Consider the following 15,282-nt stretch of genomic DNA (forward strand, 5'->3'; position numbering starts at 1 on the left):
TGCGGCCACTCTATAGAGCCCATTTTGGGGTGTCAAGCTTTCCCCGGGGAAAGCTGCAGGCCGCGAGGGGTGCCTTTCCTCGGTCCACCGAGGGGAGCGGCTCGGGCAAGGCCCCTGCAACGTAGGTGTCTGCGCGTCGCGGAAACCCCACGCGTAATCCCGGATTGGCGACGAGCCGGGAAACACCGACCGTCAACCACGAGGTCCGAATGCTCCAACTTTCGCGAAGTGGCGCGGAACGCACGTGTGTGCTAGATGTCTAACAAAGAACGCATTAAAAATGGCTCTGTCACAAATCTGTGTTGGTCCCCTCTGACGGCGCCGCCCCACGCAGAGCCCGTGCAGAACGAGGCTGGGCGCGGCATTGCAGCGTTTTCGGCCAACCCCACCAACACGATTCGGTGACAGAGCCTTAAAAATAGCATAATGGAATAACGATGCTGGCCCTTCTGAAAGACATCGGCCGAGCGCTGTACAACGCGGCAGCGAACGTCGGAGACAAAATCAACGCGTTCGAAGACTGGCGCAACCGGAACTGCCCGTCCTACGACGGCCAGTACTCGGATGACGACGAGTGGCTGTCGGACCGCCACGGCACTGGCGCCTCGAGCTCCACGGCGACACCCCTGCACCTGGTGAACCCGGCCACGGGGCTGCCGATGCTCAATGACTTCGTGGATGTGCGAGGCAACCCCTTCGGCAGTGACCTGGCAGACAGCCTGGGTAAGCCTGAAGGCGGCTTTCTGTCGGGCGTGTGCGACATGTTCAGCAGCGTCGGCTCAGCTCTCGGCGGGGCCATCGACGTCTGCGGCGACGCCTTCTCGTCGATGCACGACAGCTCTCCGACCAGCCACACCCTCGAATGCGGCAGCCCGATGGACTTCGGTTCCCCGTGGGACAACGGTTGCTGCAGCTTCGACCACAACAACGGCTTCTGAACCGCTGGGGCCTGCTCTTCTGCTCGGTGCATCACCGGGCAGTTTTCATTTCCACTGAACGGTTGCCGGCGCCGTGTACGGATTGACGCCGGTGACGGTGGCGCGTTGCGCGAAACCGGTGCGCGGCTGGGTGGCGGGAACGCTGGCGGCCGCAGCGTATTTCCTCGTGCCGCCGGAGTTGAGGATGGAGCTGCCGTCCTTCACCCCCGCGGCGCGCACGATTTTGTCGACATACTCGGCCCCGGCGTAAAGCGAACCGGTGTTGTACATGCTCAGCGCGTGCCGCAGTGCCTTTTGTCCATCCCCGAACTGCGCCTTCGCGACGGCGTAGTTCTCCTTCAGGATATGGGCGCCCGTCTTGATGTTCATGCAGGGGTCGAACACCTGCTCCAGGGTGAGCCCCAGGCGCTCCACGTTGCGCGAGTTGATTTGCATGAGGCCCAGGTCCAGCAGCCTGCCGTGCTGCAGCAGGTACTTCGCCACTGCGATGGCTTCAGGCTTGCTTTTCGGGGCGTAGGTCTTCAGGTACTTTTTGCGCTGCGAGTACGGCAAGTGCGCGGGCCCGTTGTCCAGGATGGAGAACGGGTTTCCGTTGGATTCGACCCGCATGATGGCAGCGAGCGTCTGCGTCCCGACGTCGGGGGCGCACTGCTGCATCATGGGCGTCCACATGCCGACATCAATCATTCAAGGGCGCTCCAGGGAAGAGAGATACCCTCGTTTGACAACGGCCACCTTGATATGTGGCCAGAAAGGGCGGCTTAGCGCTCCAGCGCGCGCTCTTTGGCGGCCTGGCGGGGCTCCAGGCCCAGGTCCGCAGCCAGCGCCTTCTTGAACTGCTCGGACGTGTAGAACTCCGGGTCCTTCTGGAAGAAGGCGACGAAGCGCTCGCTCATGCCCTTGGCGTTGTTCTTCCAGTCTTGCGCGGCGTATTCCTTGCCGATGTCGGGCCTGACGAAGGCAAAGAGCTCGCGGCCGCGGCTGGCCGGCGGCACCACCTTGGGCTTGCCGTCTTCACCGGGCGTGGTGTTGAGCTGCTCGTTGGCGTAGTGGAAGGCGAGGTACACCGCGGTCTCGGGGTGACGGCGCATGTAGCCAATCTTGTCGGGGCGCACCCAGAACTCACCGTACCTGTTGCGGTCGGTCCCGGGAATCTTCTCCTTGGTGTCCTCGCGCAGGTGGAAGGAGTCGGACTTGCCCAGAAAGTCGCCGCCCGTGGACTCGAGCATCACGCTCTTGCCGGTGCCCTTGCAGGTGACGAGGATGTCCGGCAGCCCGATTTCCTTGTTCCCTTCCACGGTCGTCTTGTCGTAGAACTCCAGCTCGCCGGCGCCCTTGCCAATGCGGGTGAATTCCAGCGTGCCTTCGGGGAACCAGGAGCAAATGAGGTCCTCGGTGCGCTCGATGCGGTAGTTCTCTTTGGCCCACTCGACTTCACCGTAGGTCGCGCCCTTCTTCTTCGGGTCCTTGTAGAAGATGCTCGAGTCGTAGGCGGCCTTGTCCAGGAGCGCCTTGGGCACGCAAGCACCCTCTTGCAGCTTCAGGCTGGCGTATTCGGCTCGCGCGAGCACGTCCTTGTGCAGCGACAGCGGCTTGGCGCAGCCCGTGAGCCAGACCGTCGTGTAGCGGTCATCGGACTTGTTCACGACCAGGCTGGAGATGGTGACCTGCGGGCCGGCCTTCCACTCGCGGTAGTGCTGCGAGGCTTCAGCCTTCCACTCCAGCAGCTCGGCGCGCTCGACCAGCCGGGGCTCTTCGACCAGGCGCTCCTTGGCCAGGCGTTCGGCCGTGACGAAGAAACGCTCGTCGCTTTCTGCAACATGGATGTAGCCGTACGCCGGGTTGGAAGGCGCGGGCTTGACGCCGGTGACGCAATACAGCAGGTCGGTCGACACGAGGGCTCCGTTTCGGACACTGAATGTCCCGTGTAGGAACCCCGGTTTAAATGCGACGCGCGCAGCGAAAAGGGCTCCAAGATTTCTCTTTAGAGCCCTCTCGTGCGCGGCTATTTGCTATACGGAAGTTTGCCTTCCGCGTGCAATCGCTTAGCGCTCTGCGCCGCGCTCCGGAGACTTGTCCTTCAGCTTCGGGCCTGCAGCCTTCGCGGCCTTCGCGGTCTCGGTTGCGGCGTGCTGCCGATACGCGGCGGCGAAGTCCGGGGTGAGCATGCTGAAGTAGCTCACGCTCGGGCGCTCGTGCCCGGCTTTCTGCAGCGCCGGAACCACCAGCTTGACCACCTGGTCCTGCGGGCCGCGCAGGAAAGCGCGTCCCTTGAGGGTGACCGCATCGAGCGATGCGTTGTATTCAGCCTTGTTCGCCTTGGCCACGTCTTTGCTGATGTTCTTGCCCTCGGCGTCCTTGATGACCAGGCACGCGCCCTTGTCGTCCGGGGTGAGGAACTTCAGTTCCGCGTTGAACTGCGTCTTGCCGCCCTCACCCAGGGTATTGAAGAACTCCACGCGCTCGAGCATGCTCTTTTGCACCAGAGTGTCGAGCGCTGCGTGGGGGTCCGCGAGCTCCTGCTTGGCAGCACCGGGTTTGCGCAGCACTGTCGACGCGACTCGGCCCGTCAGCGCTGTGGCCGTCCCTGCCCCGCGCGCGACGGTAGAGGCCACCGCCACAGTAGCATCAGCGGCCTTCGCCACGCCGCTCTTGATTCGCTCCGCGGCGAGGAGACCGTCAATGCGGCCTTCCTGGAAGGCGGTAAGCAGCTGGCCAAGGAGCCCGAAGCCCTTGAGCTTGCCTTGGTCGAGGCGGTCGATTGCTTCCTTGAGCCGTTGGGCCGCCATCTTGGCGTCCAGGCCCTTGGCTTCCTCGAGCGCCTCACGCCGAGCCTTTTCGCGGGCGTCCTTCTCGGCGCGGATTTGCTCCAGGGCCTTTTCACCGCGCTCCATCTCCTCGGCGGAGCGGGTAGGCACCTGCGGGATTTCAGGGAAGAAGCGCAGCGCTTCCTTGTGCGCCTCGCGCAGCAGCCCTACGGGGGCGCTGTCGCCGACGTTCAGCTGCCGCAACGGCTCGAAGCGCTCCATCTCCTGCGCGAGAAGCTTCAGCGGGATGACGAACGGCTTCTCCTGCCCGGTCACGAAGACCATCTGGGCGGCTACCGTCGGGTGCTTGAGGGTGCGGAACTCCTCGATGTACGGCCCGGCGCTCGCCGCTTCGACAGGCGCGGCTTCGACGGCTTCGGGCAGCGTCGTGGGTGCGGCGGTGGCCGGCGCGGCCTCTTCCACGAGGCGGTTGCCCAGGTCGCTGCCGACAGAGATTGCATCCAGCATGGGCTATTCCTTTTTCAGAAAGGGGAACACGGTCTTTAGACCGTGCTCACTGCCCAACATCTACTGCCTGTACGGGATTCAGCTCAGATAGTCCTCGCCAACGGCGGCGAGGTGCGCGCGCTTGAGGGCTTCCTTGGCGCGGTGAACGCGGGAACGCATGGTGCCGATGGGGAGTTCGGCCTCTTCCGCCATCTCGACGTAGCTGCGGTGTTCGACCGTGTGGCCCATGAAGGCCTCATGCAGGGCCGGCAGCTCGGATTGCAGCTGCGACAGGGTGCGGGCCATCATCTCCTGCGTTTCCTTGGCCTGCAGGATGGCTTCAGGCGTGTCCATGTGGCACGCGGTTTCGACCCAGCTCTGGCCGGGCTCGTCACCGTTCTCGTCCACAGCCACGGCCGAGGCGGCGATGACGACACGGGACTGGCGATTCATTTGCTGCAGGCGGTTGAGCGCCACGTTGGTGACGATGCGGTACATCCAGGTGGTGAACGAAGCGTCGCCGCGGAACCGGTCCCAGGCCTTGTACGCCTTCATCAGTGCGTCCTGCAGCACGTCCTCGGCTTCTTCGTCGTTGCGCATGTACTTCATTGCGAGCCACTTCAGGCGCGGCATCGTGTCGCGGCACAGCTTGTTGAAGTCCGGCTTGACGGCGGGTTCGGTGGCAGCGGTGATTGCGGCAGTCATTGTTTCTTGTCTCGTGTTGTTCTGGAATGTTCGGGTTTAGGCTGCGTCGGTTTTCGCGCCGAAAGCAGCCGTGAAGCACCTTTTCGCGAGGCCCGCGACGACCCCGACGGCCAGTCCACACAGGAACAGGCCGTATTCGATAATCGGCAGCACCGTGACCCGCACGACGAACAGTGCGATGTCTACGGCGAGCGCGACGGGGTTCAGGTACTTCCGCATGTCTTTCTTTCTCTCCAGGCTTTCAGCATCACGTGCCCATCCAGCCCACGGATTGGCAGCAGGTTGAACCCGGCGAACATCAGCGACGAGGCGCTCAGGCTCAACATCAACTCCGCATCTCCTGCCAGGTAGGCCAGGTACAGGGCGGCTGCGGTCGCAGCCGAAGCTGCCGGACCTGCCGCGGCGGTAACCAGCCGGGTCTTTGCAGGGGCACGGTCAAGGCCTTCAATCAGGCACTGACCGGACCACGGAAACCATCCCAGTCGGTGGTCGACACCACCCAACGTGAAATTCAGGCCCCAGCCGTTGCCGGCCTTGATTCGCTTGACGACCAGCCCGTGATGGGTGGCAGCTGCTGCGTGGGCAAATTCGTGAATTGCAATAAGGGCCAGGAAGGCTGCGAACGTGATGACAGTGGCGGTGAGGAGATTCAACATTCAACGAAACAACCAGTGCATTTTACACCTCTGACAGTTTCGTTAGCAACTGTCAGTGCCGTTTTGAACACTCCCAGTAGTGGTCTGGCTCGTGTTCACTTCGTATAGCGAACACGTGCGCAAAACGGTGCTAAGCCCCGCCGGAACTGAAGAACGCCTTCTTTGGCGCCGAAAAGAATTCTTTGGTATCGGGTTCGTGCCGCGCAGCAGCACCCTGCCGGCCCTTTCGGACGGTCACGACCGTCCGCTTCGTGCGTTGCGCACAAAGGACAATGGCCGCTCAAGGCGGCGGCCGCATACGAGGCTCCCTATCGCGCCAAGCGCGAAGCCGTGGAACCTGCCTTACGAAACGAAAAACGGGGCTCCCGGCTTAGACCGAGAACCCCGCAGCGCATTCGGCTTCGGTGGTGTCAGGCGGCTAGCCGCAGCTCCTCGAGGACTTCTAGGTGGTCAATCACCAGCTGAAGGCTTTCCTTGCCGCCCCAGTCGTTCACCGCGAGCTTGTAGGCAATGCGCACCCGTGCCGGCGTGGCGCCCTTGTGGAAGAACTTGACCGCATTGACGCGGTGGTTCGGGCCAACCTGCAATGTGAGCTTCAGGTGTGCGCGGTCCTTGCCCATCGGCCGGGCGTCCTGGACGTCGAATTCTCCGGTGAACACCGGCTCCGGGAACCCCTGCCCCCACACCAGGGTGCGCAGCAGGTGCGCGTTGTCGACGCACAGGTCCTGGGGCCGGAGCTCGCCGTCAGTGGCCAGCACTTGGTCGAGAAGGTCCTCGGTGAGCTGCTCCCGGCAGACGGTTTCCAAGGCTTCCTGGAAGGTTTCCACGCCGTCCGCGCGCAGGGTCAGGCCCGCGGCCATGGCGTGCCCACCGTACTTCAGGAGCAGCCCGGGATGGCGAACGGCAATCAGGTCGAGGGCGTGCTTCAAGTGGAAGCCCGGAATCGAGCGGCCGGAGCCCTTCACGTTCCCGTCCTGCGCCTGCGTAAGAACGAAAGTGGGGCGATACAGCGTCTCCTTCACGCGACCCGCCACGATGCCGACGACCCCCTCGTGCCAGTTCGCCCCGTACACGGCGATGCTCCAGGCGTCCACGTCGGCGCGCTCCACAATGAGCTTCACGGCCTCGGAAATCATGTTTTCCTGAAGCGCGCGGCGCTCGTCGTTGATTCCATCCAGTTGGGCGGCCAGCTCGGTCGCGCGATACAGCTCCGGGCTGGTGAGGCACTGGATGCCCGTGGTCATGTTCTGCAGCCGGCCTGCCGCGTTGATGCGCGGACCGATGCCGAATCCGATGTCGGCAGTGGAGAGCTTCTTGGGGTCGCGTCCCGCGGCGCGAGCGAGCGCGCCAATGCCCACAGGGCACTGGCCTGCACGAATCAGCTCCAGCCCGGTTGCGACCAAGGCACGGTTGTTCCGGTCCAGGCCAACGACGTCCGCGACGGTGCCCAGCGCAACGTACGGCAGCAGGTGCTCGATTCGGAAATCGGGCTCCAAGGGTTCGAGCCCGCGGTCGGTGAGTTCTTCGGTGAGGGCCCACACCACGTAGAAGGCGACGCCAACGCCGGCGATGGGCTTGCTCTCGAAGGAGCAGCCGTCCTGGTTCGGGTTGACGATGCAGCGCGCGGCCGGCAGCACCTTGCCTGGCAGGTGGTGGTCGGTGACGAGCACGTCGATGCCCAGCGCGTTCGCCGCAGCAACGCCGTCCACGCTGGAAATGCCGTTGTCCACCGTGATGATGTAGCGCGGACGCTCTTCGAGCTTGGCGGCTTCATCGACGATGGATGGCGTCAGGCCGTAGCCGTGCACCATCCGGTCCGGCACCAGGAATCCGACATTGGCTCCAAGCACCTGCAGTCCCTGCATCATGACCGAGCACGCAGTCGCGCCGTCGCAGTCGTAGTCCGCAATCACCAGCAGCCGGTCACCGCGGACGATGGCGTCCGCCAGGATGTTGGCCATCTCGCCCACGTTCTTCATGCCGGTGTGCGGCAACACGTGTTCGAGTCCGGCCTGGACTTCCGCAACGTCCGTAACCCCGCGGGCAGCGTAGATGCTGGCGAGGAACGGGGGCACACCCTCGGCAACGAGTTTCTTGGCGGCTGCTTCGGGAACGTGGCGGCGTGTGATTTTCATTGGGCGTCCGTGCGCTCATTCTAGCGCAAGTGCTACATTTAATGTAGGTATCAGAGGCCCGCCAAAGTGCCGGAGTCGGCCTTTCCCCGGGGAAAGGTGCTTGCGCCCCACGTTCTGACTTCGCTCTGGAACTGCGGGTAGTCGGACAGAACCGTGGCCGGTACCGCCTCTCCGCGCTCCACGGCGCGCTCCACCGCAAGCCGGTGCGCCGCCTTGCATGCGGCCAGGCCTGCTTCCGTGAATCCGCCGCCCTCGAACAGCACCGGCCGGTCCAGCACGCTGTGCACAAACGGCTTTTCCTGCAGGCAGCGCTCAGCGCGCAGGCGCAGTGCCAGCAGCAGGAAGTCGGCGCTCAGGCCCCTGCCTTGGTGGGACGGCGCGAGCATCAGCGAATCGACGCCGAACTCATTGCGATAGAGCACCCCGATGGGGGTGAGTCCCTCGACCAGCAGGCAGGTCATGCCTTCCGGGCTCCCTGGTCCTTGCAAGGTGCCGAGGGCCGCAATGCAGTCTTGGCCCGGCAGCAGAACGGCCGTCGTGAGCGCTGGACGCGCAAGTCTCCAGTCGTGCTCCTGGTCGAATGCGTCGGGTTGCAGGCTGTTCGTGCGGGGGTTGGGGCCCAGGAACTGCGGCAGCGGAATGCGCCAGAGTTCCGCGAGGGCCTTCCACTTCTCGGCGCTGCGGTCGTCGGCGACCACTTCGTACAGCGCTCGCCGCTGGTGCTGGCCACCGGCATCCGGCAGTCCGAGCGCCACCTCGCCCTCTTCTTCGAGGATGGGGGCGTAGCCGTGCTGCATGAAGACGTCCAGCAGCTGATGGGGCTTGAGCTGCCGCGAGCTCAGTTGAAGCTGACCCGATGGCGTCATGCGGGCCCACACGGGAAGCGCCTTGGGCAGCGAGGACTTCTGGAAGACCTTGTTCGTGCAGTCCCGGTCCTTGTCGTCAAAGATGCGCCAACGCTGCACCCGCCCGGACGGGCTGATACCTTCGAGTTTGGCTGAAAGAATCGGGGAAGCGGGGAACATCCTGGTTTTGACAGCTGCCAGCCGGTTCTGTGGCCGCTTAGAAGAAGACAATCCCGGAATGGACTTCTCCGATGACGACAAGCATCGCGCGACCTTGGACATGCTTCGCGAATCCCTGGAATACCTCGAGCGGCTGCCGCCCGTTCCCTTGACGAGGGAGTTCTGCGCGCGCATCCGCGTGCACCTGGAAGAGCCCACCCAGCGCTTGGTTAGCCGGTCACAGCGCGAACTGCATTGCGAGGCGTTTTCCCCGGTCGGGCGCCCTCTCGTGGAAGTCTCGGTGGTCGACGAGCAGCTGACGATTCAGCTGCCGGCGAGCCTCACGAAGCCCAAGGACCGGCAGGCGGCGGCGGTCGACTTCGCGAGATACCTGATGCGGGGTCCAGTGAGGCTGAAGCTCAAGTCGCGAAACTACGACGGAATCAGCCAGTAGCGAGCGGCGCGTGCTATAAATATAGCTGAGCCCGCGCAGTTTAGCGGCCGCAGTCGCGCGCCTGCTTCTCCTGCTTCTTGGCGTGTTCCTCGGTGCGCTGCACGATGTGCTTTTCCACGAGGTCCTTGTCCAGGCACATCCAGTTGGTGCCGTCGATGCCGCGGCTCATTTCGCTGAGCTTGACGGAGTGGAAGCACACGGGTGCGAGGCCCAGCTCCCGAATGGATTCCTTGGCCACCTTCACGGACTGGTTCAGGTCCTGGTCCGCGCTGACGATGACCGCATGCTCGAGTCTGCCGGCCATGGCCAGCGCGACGAGTTCGCACGCGAGGCGCACGTCCGCGCCCTTTTCGGTTGCGTGCAGCTTGCCGTCTTCACCCTGGTGGTAGCGCAGCGTGTTGGTCCAGACCTTGGCGCCGTTATGCCGCAGCCAGTCGCAGAAGCGCGTCATCGTGGTAAAGCCCTGCGGGTCCGTCTCCGCGTCGGGAATGCCTGTGTAGACGCGAACCTCGGCGTCCTTGATGCCGGCTTCGTAGACGCGTTCCTTGAGCAGGTTCAGCATGTTGACGCGGAAGGGTTTCACGCCATGGTGCTGATGCAGGCCGTGATAGAAGTTCTGGTAATCGACAAAGATTACGTTCTTGCGAGTTGCGTGGTCCACGTTGTCTCCGTGAGTGTTTATGCGTTCGTGTAGCTACCGAGGTTCAGCCTCGGTTCTCACCGCGGCCGCGCAGGGGTGCCGGCTTTGGTGATGTCTTTGGGTGCTGGGTGGGTTGCGCCAGGTCGCCTTGGCGGCGAAGACGTCCAGCGGTCCCGGAAACGAGTCGGTCGGCGAGAGTTCGGCCCGCGCTGAGGGCTGCGTGGGCGCTTGCCGCGACGCACGGCTCTACTGCCGGCGTTGGCATGCCGTCCGTGAGCACGCTGACCTCGTAGCCCGTTGCGCAGGGCGTCATGCGCAGCGTCTGGTCGACGGCGGGCTCCCGCACATGCCGACTGAATTCGAGTGCCGTGGGCGCAACCACGCCGTCGATGAGTCCCGCGGTGAGCACCCAGTTGCCCGGAAGCTGGCGGTCGATGACGTGGCCATGGAACAGTGCGGCCTCGCGCGAGGTGAGGCGGCTGAAAGCCCGATAGGCGTCCTTGAGCAGCGGTTCCGCGCGGCAGGCGATTCCCTGCTCCACGAGCGATGCGCCGTTGAGGGGTTCGCGCTCCACGCCACACGCGAAGCACGCGTCGGCCAGGCAGCGCGGCTTAAGAACGAATGTTTCGGGGCGACCGCTTTCGGCCCAAAGCCGGCAATGTGCAAGGACGGCTTCGGCCACAAGGTGGGCGCACAGCTCCGCGTCGGCGAGGATTTGCTGCGCCCGTGCCTTCCGGTCGCGCGCGTAGCCAGCGAGCTGGCCTTCTGCCAGACGCAGCGCGTCGTTGAATGCAGTTGAAGCGGTATCCGCGCGCTGGGTGGTGAGGGTTCGCGGCGTGCCTGAGCCCTCTTCCGCCGCGACGTCAAGCGTCACGGTCGCGGTCCAGCCCTTGTCGGCAGTTCGGCAAAGCGAGAGCGCCTGGGCGAGCTCTGCTCCGTCGCCGCCATCGAGCGGGTAGACGTACTCGAAGCACGGGTCGGTGACGTCGAAGGGCTCGTGCAGGTGCCAGCCGCGTGCACGGGGCGGCACTGTGGGCTCGTGGGCGGGCGGAACGTACTCCCCGTCGAGGGAGTCGGCGTTGAAATCGGCGCCGCAGCAGCTGTCGGTCATTGCGTTGGAGATGAAGGTGGTCTCCAACTAGACAGGCGAGTGCTACGTGAAATTCGCTATACGCCCCGCGTGCTCCGGGCGCAGGCGTCGCCGGTAGCTTTAGCGTCCCCGGGCTCGCCGTATAGCGAATCGGGGGCGTCGGCGAGGGTCAAATTTGCTCTACGCCCTGCCCGAGAGCTCCATGTTCAACCTCGAAGAGCTGCCCATCGTTGATGACGAACTCGTCCCGGCGCCGGCCAAGCCCGCACCGGTGGCGGTGCCCCCGATTCACACCATCGACGGCCAGGTGATGCGGCTGAAAGCGGCCGCAGCGGCCTTCCGCGCCGGCGAGTCGGCCGAAGTCGAACTGCTGGAGTTCGAAGGCCGCAAGTTGCTCGTCTCCGACCTGGTGCAGGAAGCGTTCAAGGAAGCCTTGTCCGCATGCAATACCGCTGATTCGCTGGCGGAGCTCGCGAAGCTGGATGCTTCGTTCAAGGCGAGCAACGTGGACTACCTGGTCGCCGCCGTGCGGCACGACTGCGCGCCCGCGCTCGCCGAGGCCCTGCCGCTGATTTCCCTGATGGGCGGTGCCGCGCGGCACATGGAGCCGGGCCCCAACTTCTTCGCCTCGCTGCGCGCGCAACCCACGGAAGTCCAAGCCAACTGGTTGCTGGCCGTGGGCCAGACGAATCCCTCGGTCATCCTCGACGCGGCCAAGATGCCGATGGGCGAACTGCTCGCGGCGTGGAAGGACCTGGGCTGGACGAGCGTGGAGTCGGCTGCGCGATTGGCGGGCAATTCCCTGCACTCCCGTGCCTTCGAGACGATGCCGGACGAGGCCTGGGCCCGTCAGGTGCACGAGGCCCGCGCGGTCGTGGTGCCGTGGATGCGTGAGCTCCCGCCGTGGGAGCGTCCCGAAGGCGACGCGCGCAAGTACCTTCTGAAGCTGAGGGTGCTGGACGTCATCGCCGGCAACAAGCGCCCTCAGCTCGGCCTGGTGCTGTCGAACCTTTCCGGCAGGTTCCGCGGCCCCGCGGGAGCCATCGAGGAGCACAGCACCGGGCTGGTCCCGTTCCTTCTGCGGGCAGACACGATGCGAACGCTGGAGTACTTCTGCGCAGACGGGCACTCTCACCTGCGCACGGACCCCTGGAACAAGGGCGTCAAGGAAGCCCTGTCGACCATTGGCCAGGATGTCATCGACGCTGCGTCCCCGCAGGTTCTCTGCTACCTGGCGGAGCTGCGCGACGGCCGCGTTTATACGCAGGAGCTCTTCGAGAGAGCTGTCGGCCCCGCGTGGGCCGCGAACGCAGTGATGTCATACGCCAACGAGCTGAGCGCCGCGTTGGTGGTGCACGGCACGCTGCCGGATGACCCCACTGAAACGGCGAAACTGTACGCCGCCCTCACCCGCCCGCGGTGCGCCGGCAATCATGGCTGGCATGGCTCTTTGCGCCTCGACGCAGACAACATGGCGCGTCTGTTCCGCCACGCGGGAGAGGTCAGCTGGCACGAGCACGTGGAGCTGCCGTTCGTGAAGAAGCACTTTACGGCCAACCGGATGCTCGAACACACGAGCGACGGCCGCAACGTCCTGCATTACGGGGGCCCCTTCGTGGTGGCGCACGTGATGAAGACCCTGCCGGCCGAGGACTTCGTTCGCCTGCTGAATGAGCCGGACGCCAGGGGCGCGACGCCCCCGTTCACCATGTCCGAGGCGACCATCGCGCATCTGCATGCGAACAGCCCTGGCGGAGTCATTCGCGGCGTCGACCCCTTCCAGAAGTCCGGGCCGTACGAGCTCTGGAAAGCTCGCCCGCAATTCAAGCCGGAAGCGCACTACGCCATGGCCAAGGCCGGCGAGCATCTGCGCGCCAACATCATCGGCCGCTCGGCGGACACTTCCAAGGTGTACTTGCGCGTGCAGTCCTGCGCCGGCAAGGACTTCTCGCGAAAGACGGGGGAGAAGGGTTGCTGCGGTCGCTTGCAATACGACGCCAAGCGGGACGTCCTGGTGTTCTACGCCGGGCATATGAGCGACCATGACATCTCGCACTACGGCGTGACCACCGTCCCTGAACTGCTGGACGCGGTAGTGAACCGTGCTCTCGCCGGCGTGCTGAAGGAGTACGACAACCGCGGGCACCTGAACTCCTTGCGCGCGCCGGAGCCGAAGAAGACCAAATCGAAGGGTGCGGAGCGCTGAGCGCACGGTTGCCGTATAGCGAATCCGGCCGGTCAGCTGCAGTCGAAGTCGCATGAACGACTTTGACCAGCTTCTTCAGAACATCGAAGCCCTGCCGGTGGTGGACGCGGACGCCCCGATTCCGGCGCGCGCCGTAGAAACCACCGCCGCGGCGCCGGTAGCCTTCGACAAAGCCAACACCGTCCAAGGTCAGACCCAGCGCCTCATGGCTGCCCTGAAGCTCGCTGTCGCCGGGCTTCCGGCGGGGGAGCCCCTCGAAGAGCTCGCGGGTCGGCAATTGGTCGTGAGCCCTCTGGTCGAAAAGCTGTTCACCGACATCGCGGTTGCGGCAACGCACCCGCAAACGATGGATGCGCTGGCCCAGATTGACACCAGCTTGAACTCCACTCAGGAGTTCTTGCGCGGCGCGGTGAACACCGGCAGCGAGACCGCGATGGCAAAGGCCCTGCCCTACATCGGCGGCGCCAAGGTTTGGCTGGACCTGCACCCGCATCCGAACTTCTTCGATGCGCTGTGCGCACAGCCAGTGCATGTGCAGGAGCTCTGGGTTGGCTCCAACTTCGACAGGTCGCCCAAACTCACGCTGAGGCCCGGCAACATGCCGATGGGCGACATCGTGGCAGGTTGGAAGCGTCTGCCAGGCGCGACCGTTGAAAGCGGCGCTCACCTTGCGGTGCACGCGCTTCACGCGCACGGGCTGCAGCGGGAGCCGCCGGCGCAGTGGTGCCAGGACGTCCAAGGCGCCCGGCGCGCCCTGGTGCAGTGGATGCGCGAGACCCTGCCGTGGGACCGCCCGAGCCGCGCCTCGACCCCGCACTACGAGGAAATCAAGGCATTGAACGTCTGGGCCGCGAACAAACGCAACCAACTGGAGCTGGTGGTGCGGCACTTGGGTTCTCAAGGCGCGCTGTCTGAGGACTATGCAGTCGCTGGCTTCATGCTGCGCGCGGACCCTGTGCGTGCCCTCGACGTCTTCGCCGCAGCCCCGTACCTGTACGAGCGGCAAGAGTGGCAGACCGCCATGAAGTCCAATCTTTCCGCCGTCACGCCGGCTCACATCGAGCAGCTCTCGCCGGCGGCGCTGACCTACCTGGCGTCGCTGGGCGACGCGCGCGTCGCGCAGCAGCGCTACTTCGAGCGAGCTCTGGACGGCCACCCCGCGCACGAGGTCGTGGAAGCGTTCAACAAGTGCCCCGGTGCGCCGTCGCTGGTGCTCCACGGCACGGTGCAGCCCAAGAACGAAGACCGGTTCGACCTGCTGCGCGCCATTGAGGGCGGCAGCCCGCTGAACGAGTTTCACGGGCGTCTGGGCTTCGACACCGACAATCTGTTCAAGCTGCTGTCGGCAAGGCCCGATGCCGGGCAGTCGATTGGCCCCGGATACACGGACGGCCTGCTGCGGCTCGTGACCCCCGAGATGGCGAGCCAGCGCGCAAGCGACGGCAGCAACATCCTGCACTGCGGAACGCGTCAAGCCGTAGCCATCGCGGCAGGGCACTTTTCGCAGGAGCAGCTGGTGCAGCTCATGGCCGAGAAAAACAAGGACGGCAAGACGCCGGGCTTCTGCTTCGACGAGCACGCTGTCAAGGCACTGGCCCAGAAGGCGCCCAACGTGCTGCACGCTCTCGACCCGTTCCAGAAGTACCAAGGCGTGGAGCTCTGGAAGGTGAACGACCATCTCCGCCACCCCGCGCTGGACCTGCTGGCCAAACGGGGTGAGCACCTGAAGGCCACCGTGGTGGGACGCAGCGCAGACGCGAAGACCGTGTACGTGCGAGTGGCGGGTTGCAATGGCAAGGACTACTCGAAGAAGGTTGCCCAAGCCGGGGTGACCTACAACTTCATCCGCTACGACGAGAAGAAGCAGGCCATCGCGGCTCACCTCGACGTCCACTCCATCGACCTCGCGATGCGACACAACGGAGCTTCGTCGCCGCTGGACCTGCTCGGAAAACGCGTTCAGCACGGGATGATTGCTGTGCTCTCCGAGTACGACAAACGCGGCTGCCTGGATTCGCTCAAGGCGAAGGAGCCCGCCGCCAAGAAGTCCAAGGCCAAAGACCAGGAGCGCTGAAGCGCGCCCCTGCCGGCCAAGGAACTGCAGGGCCTTCGGCCTGGCGTTCCCGTGGGGCCGAGCTGTCCCGGAAGGCTCCGCCCTGCTTCGCGCGTCATCGCGGCAACGCCGCGTGGCTGCCGGTAG

General features: G+C 64.8%; 14 protein-coding genes. 4 read left to right on the plus strand and 10 right to left on the minus strand.

The window, feature by feature from the left end:
* The first annotated feature begins 437 nt into the window (after positions 1 to 437).
* Positions 438 to 938: a hypothetical protein gene (locus tag JI746_RS22050; protein WP_201692438.1), complete on the plus strand. Its 501-nt coding sequence runs from the start codon at positions 438 to 440 to the stop codon at positions 936 to 938.
* A 45-nt stretch (positions 939 to 983) separates the two neighbouring features.
* Here JI746_RS22050 and JI746_RS22055 read toward each other — a convergent pair whose 3' ends face one another.
* From JI746_RS22055 to JI746_RS22090, 8 genes are all read right to left on the minus strand, one after another.
* Positions 984 to 1,598: a lytic transglycosylase domain-containing protein gene (locus tag JI746_RS22055; RefSeq protein WP_201692439.1), complete on the minus strand. Its 615-nt coding sequence runs from the start codon at positions 1,596 to 1,598 to the stop codon at positions 984 to 986.
* 101 nt (positions 1,599 to 1,699) lie between these two features.
* A complete protein-coding gene (locus JI746_RS22060) occupies positions 1,700 to 2,833 on the minus strand; it encodes a hypothetical protein (RefSeq protein WP_201692440.1) in 1,134 nt (377 codons plus the stop codon).
* A 150-nt stretch (positions 2,834 to 2,983) separates the two neighbouring features.
* Positions 2,984 to 4,213, minus strand: a complete 1,230-nt coding sequence (locus JI746_RS22065; protein WP_201692441.1) for a hypothetical protein — start codon at positions 4,211 to 4,213, stop codon at positions 2,984 to 2,986.
* 78 nt (positions 4,214 to 4,291) lie between these two features.
* Positions 4,292 to 4,897 (minus strand): sigma-70 family RNA polymerase sigma factor, encoded by a 606-nt coding sequence (locus tag JI746_RS22070; protein WP_201692442.1) that lies wholly within the window; start codon positions 4,895 to 4,897, stop codon positions 4,292 to 4,294.
* Positions 4,898 to 4,933: 36 nt separating this feature from the next.
* Positions 4,934 to 5,116 carry a hypothetical protein gene (locus tag JI746_RS22075; protein ID WP_201692443.1) on the minus strand — a complete coding sequence of 61 codons (183 nt, stop codon included), beginning with the start codon at positions 5,114 to 5,116 and terminating at the stop codon, positions 4,934 to 4,936.
* Positions 5,101 to 5,553, minus strand: a complete 453-nt coding sequence (locus JI746_RS22080) for a site-2 protease family protein (protein WP_201692444.1) — start codon at positions 5,551 to 5,553, stop codon at positions 5,101 to 5,103. The genes JI746_RS22075 and JI746_RS22080 overlap by 16 nt, the downstream gene beginning before the upstream one ends.
* A 410-nt stretch (positions 5,554 to 5,963) precedes the next feature.
* Positions 5,964 to 7,688, minus strand: coding sequence for a single-stranded-DNA-specific exonuclease RecJ (recJ, locus tag JI746_RS22085; protein WP_201692445.1), 1,725 nt, complete (start codon positions 7,686 to 7,688; stop codon positions 5,964 to 5,966).
* A gap of 50 nt (positions 7,689 to 7,738) precedes the next feature.
* A complete protein-coding gene (locus JI746_RS22090) occupies positions 7,739 to 8,713 on the minus strand; it encodes a hypothetical protein (RefSeq protein ID WP_201692446.1) in 975 nt (324 codons plus the stop codon).
* A gap of 58 nt (positions 8,714 to 8,771) precedes the next feature.
* Here JI746_RS22090 and JI746_RS22095 point away from each other — a divergent pair, with 58 nt between their 5' ends.
* Positions 8,772 to 9,146 (plus strand): hypothetical protein, encoded by a 375-nt coding sequence (locus JI746_RS22095; RefSeq protein ID WP_201692447.1) that lies wholly within the window; start codon positions 8,772 to 8,774, stop codon positions 9,144 to 9,146.
* Positions 9,147 to 9,186: 40 nt separating this feature from the next.
* On the opposite strand, the gene JI746_RS22100 is transcribed toward JI746_RS22095, so the two are convergent.
* Positions 9,187 to 9,807: an NYN domain-containing protein gene (locus JI746_RS22100; protein ID WP_201692448.1), complete on the minus strand. Its 621-nt coding sequence runs from the start codon at positions 9,805 to 9,807 to the stop codon at positions 9,187 to 9,189.
* 43 nt (positions 9,808 to 9,850) lie between these two features.
* Positions 9,851 to 10,924: a hypothetical protein gene (locus JI746_RS22105; protein ID WP_201692449.1), complete on the minus strand. Its 1,074-nt coding sequence runs from the start codon at positions 10,922 to 10,924 to the stop codon at positions 9,851 to 9,853.
* Positions 10,925 to 11,078: 154 nt separating this feature from the next.
* Here JI746_RS22105 and JI746_RS22110 point away from each other — a divergent pair, with 154 nt between their 5' ends.
* A complete protein-coding gene (locus JI746_RS22110) occupies positions 11,079 to 13,082 on the plus strand; it encodes a hypothetical protein (RefSeq protein WP_201692450.1) in 2,004 nt (667 codons plus the stop codon).
* 52 nt (positions 13,083 to 13,134) lie between these two features.
* Positions 13,135 to 15,156, plus strand: a complete 2,022-nt coding sequence (locus JI746_RS22115; RefSeq protein WP_201692451.1) for a hypothetical protein — start codon at positions 13,135 to 13,137, stop codon at positions 15,154 to 15,156.
* The last annotated feature ends 126 nt before the right edge of the window (positions 15,157 to 15,282 follow it).

Origin of the sequence: Ramlibacter alkalitolerans (assembly GCF_016722765.1) — a bacterium.
Classification (GTDB): Bacteria; Pseudomonadota; Gammaproteobacteria; order Burkholderiales; family Burkholderiaceae_C; genus Ramlibacter; species Ramlibacter alkalitolerans.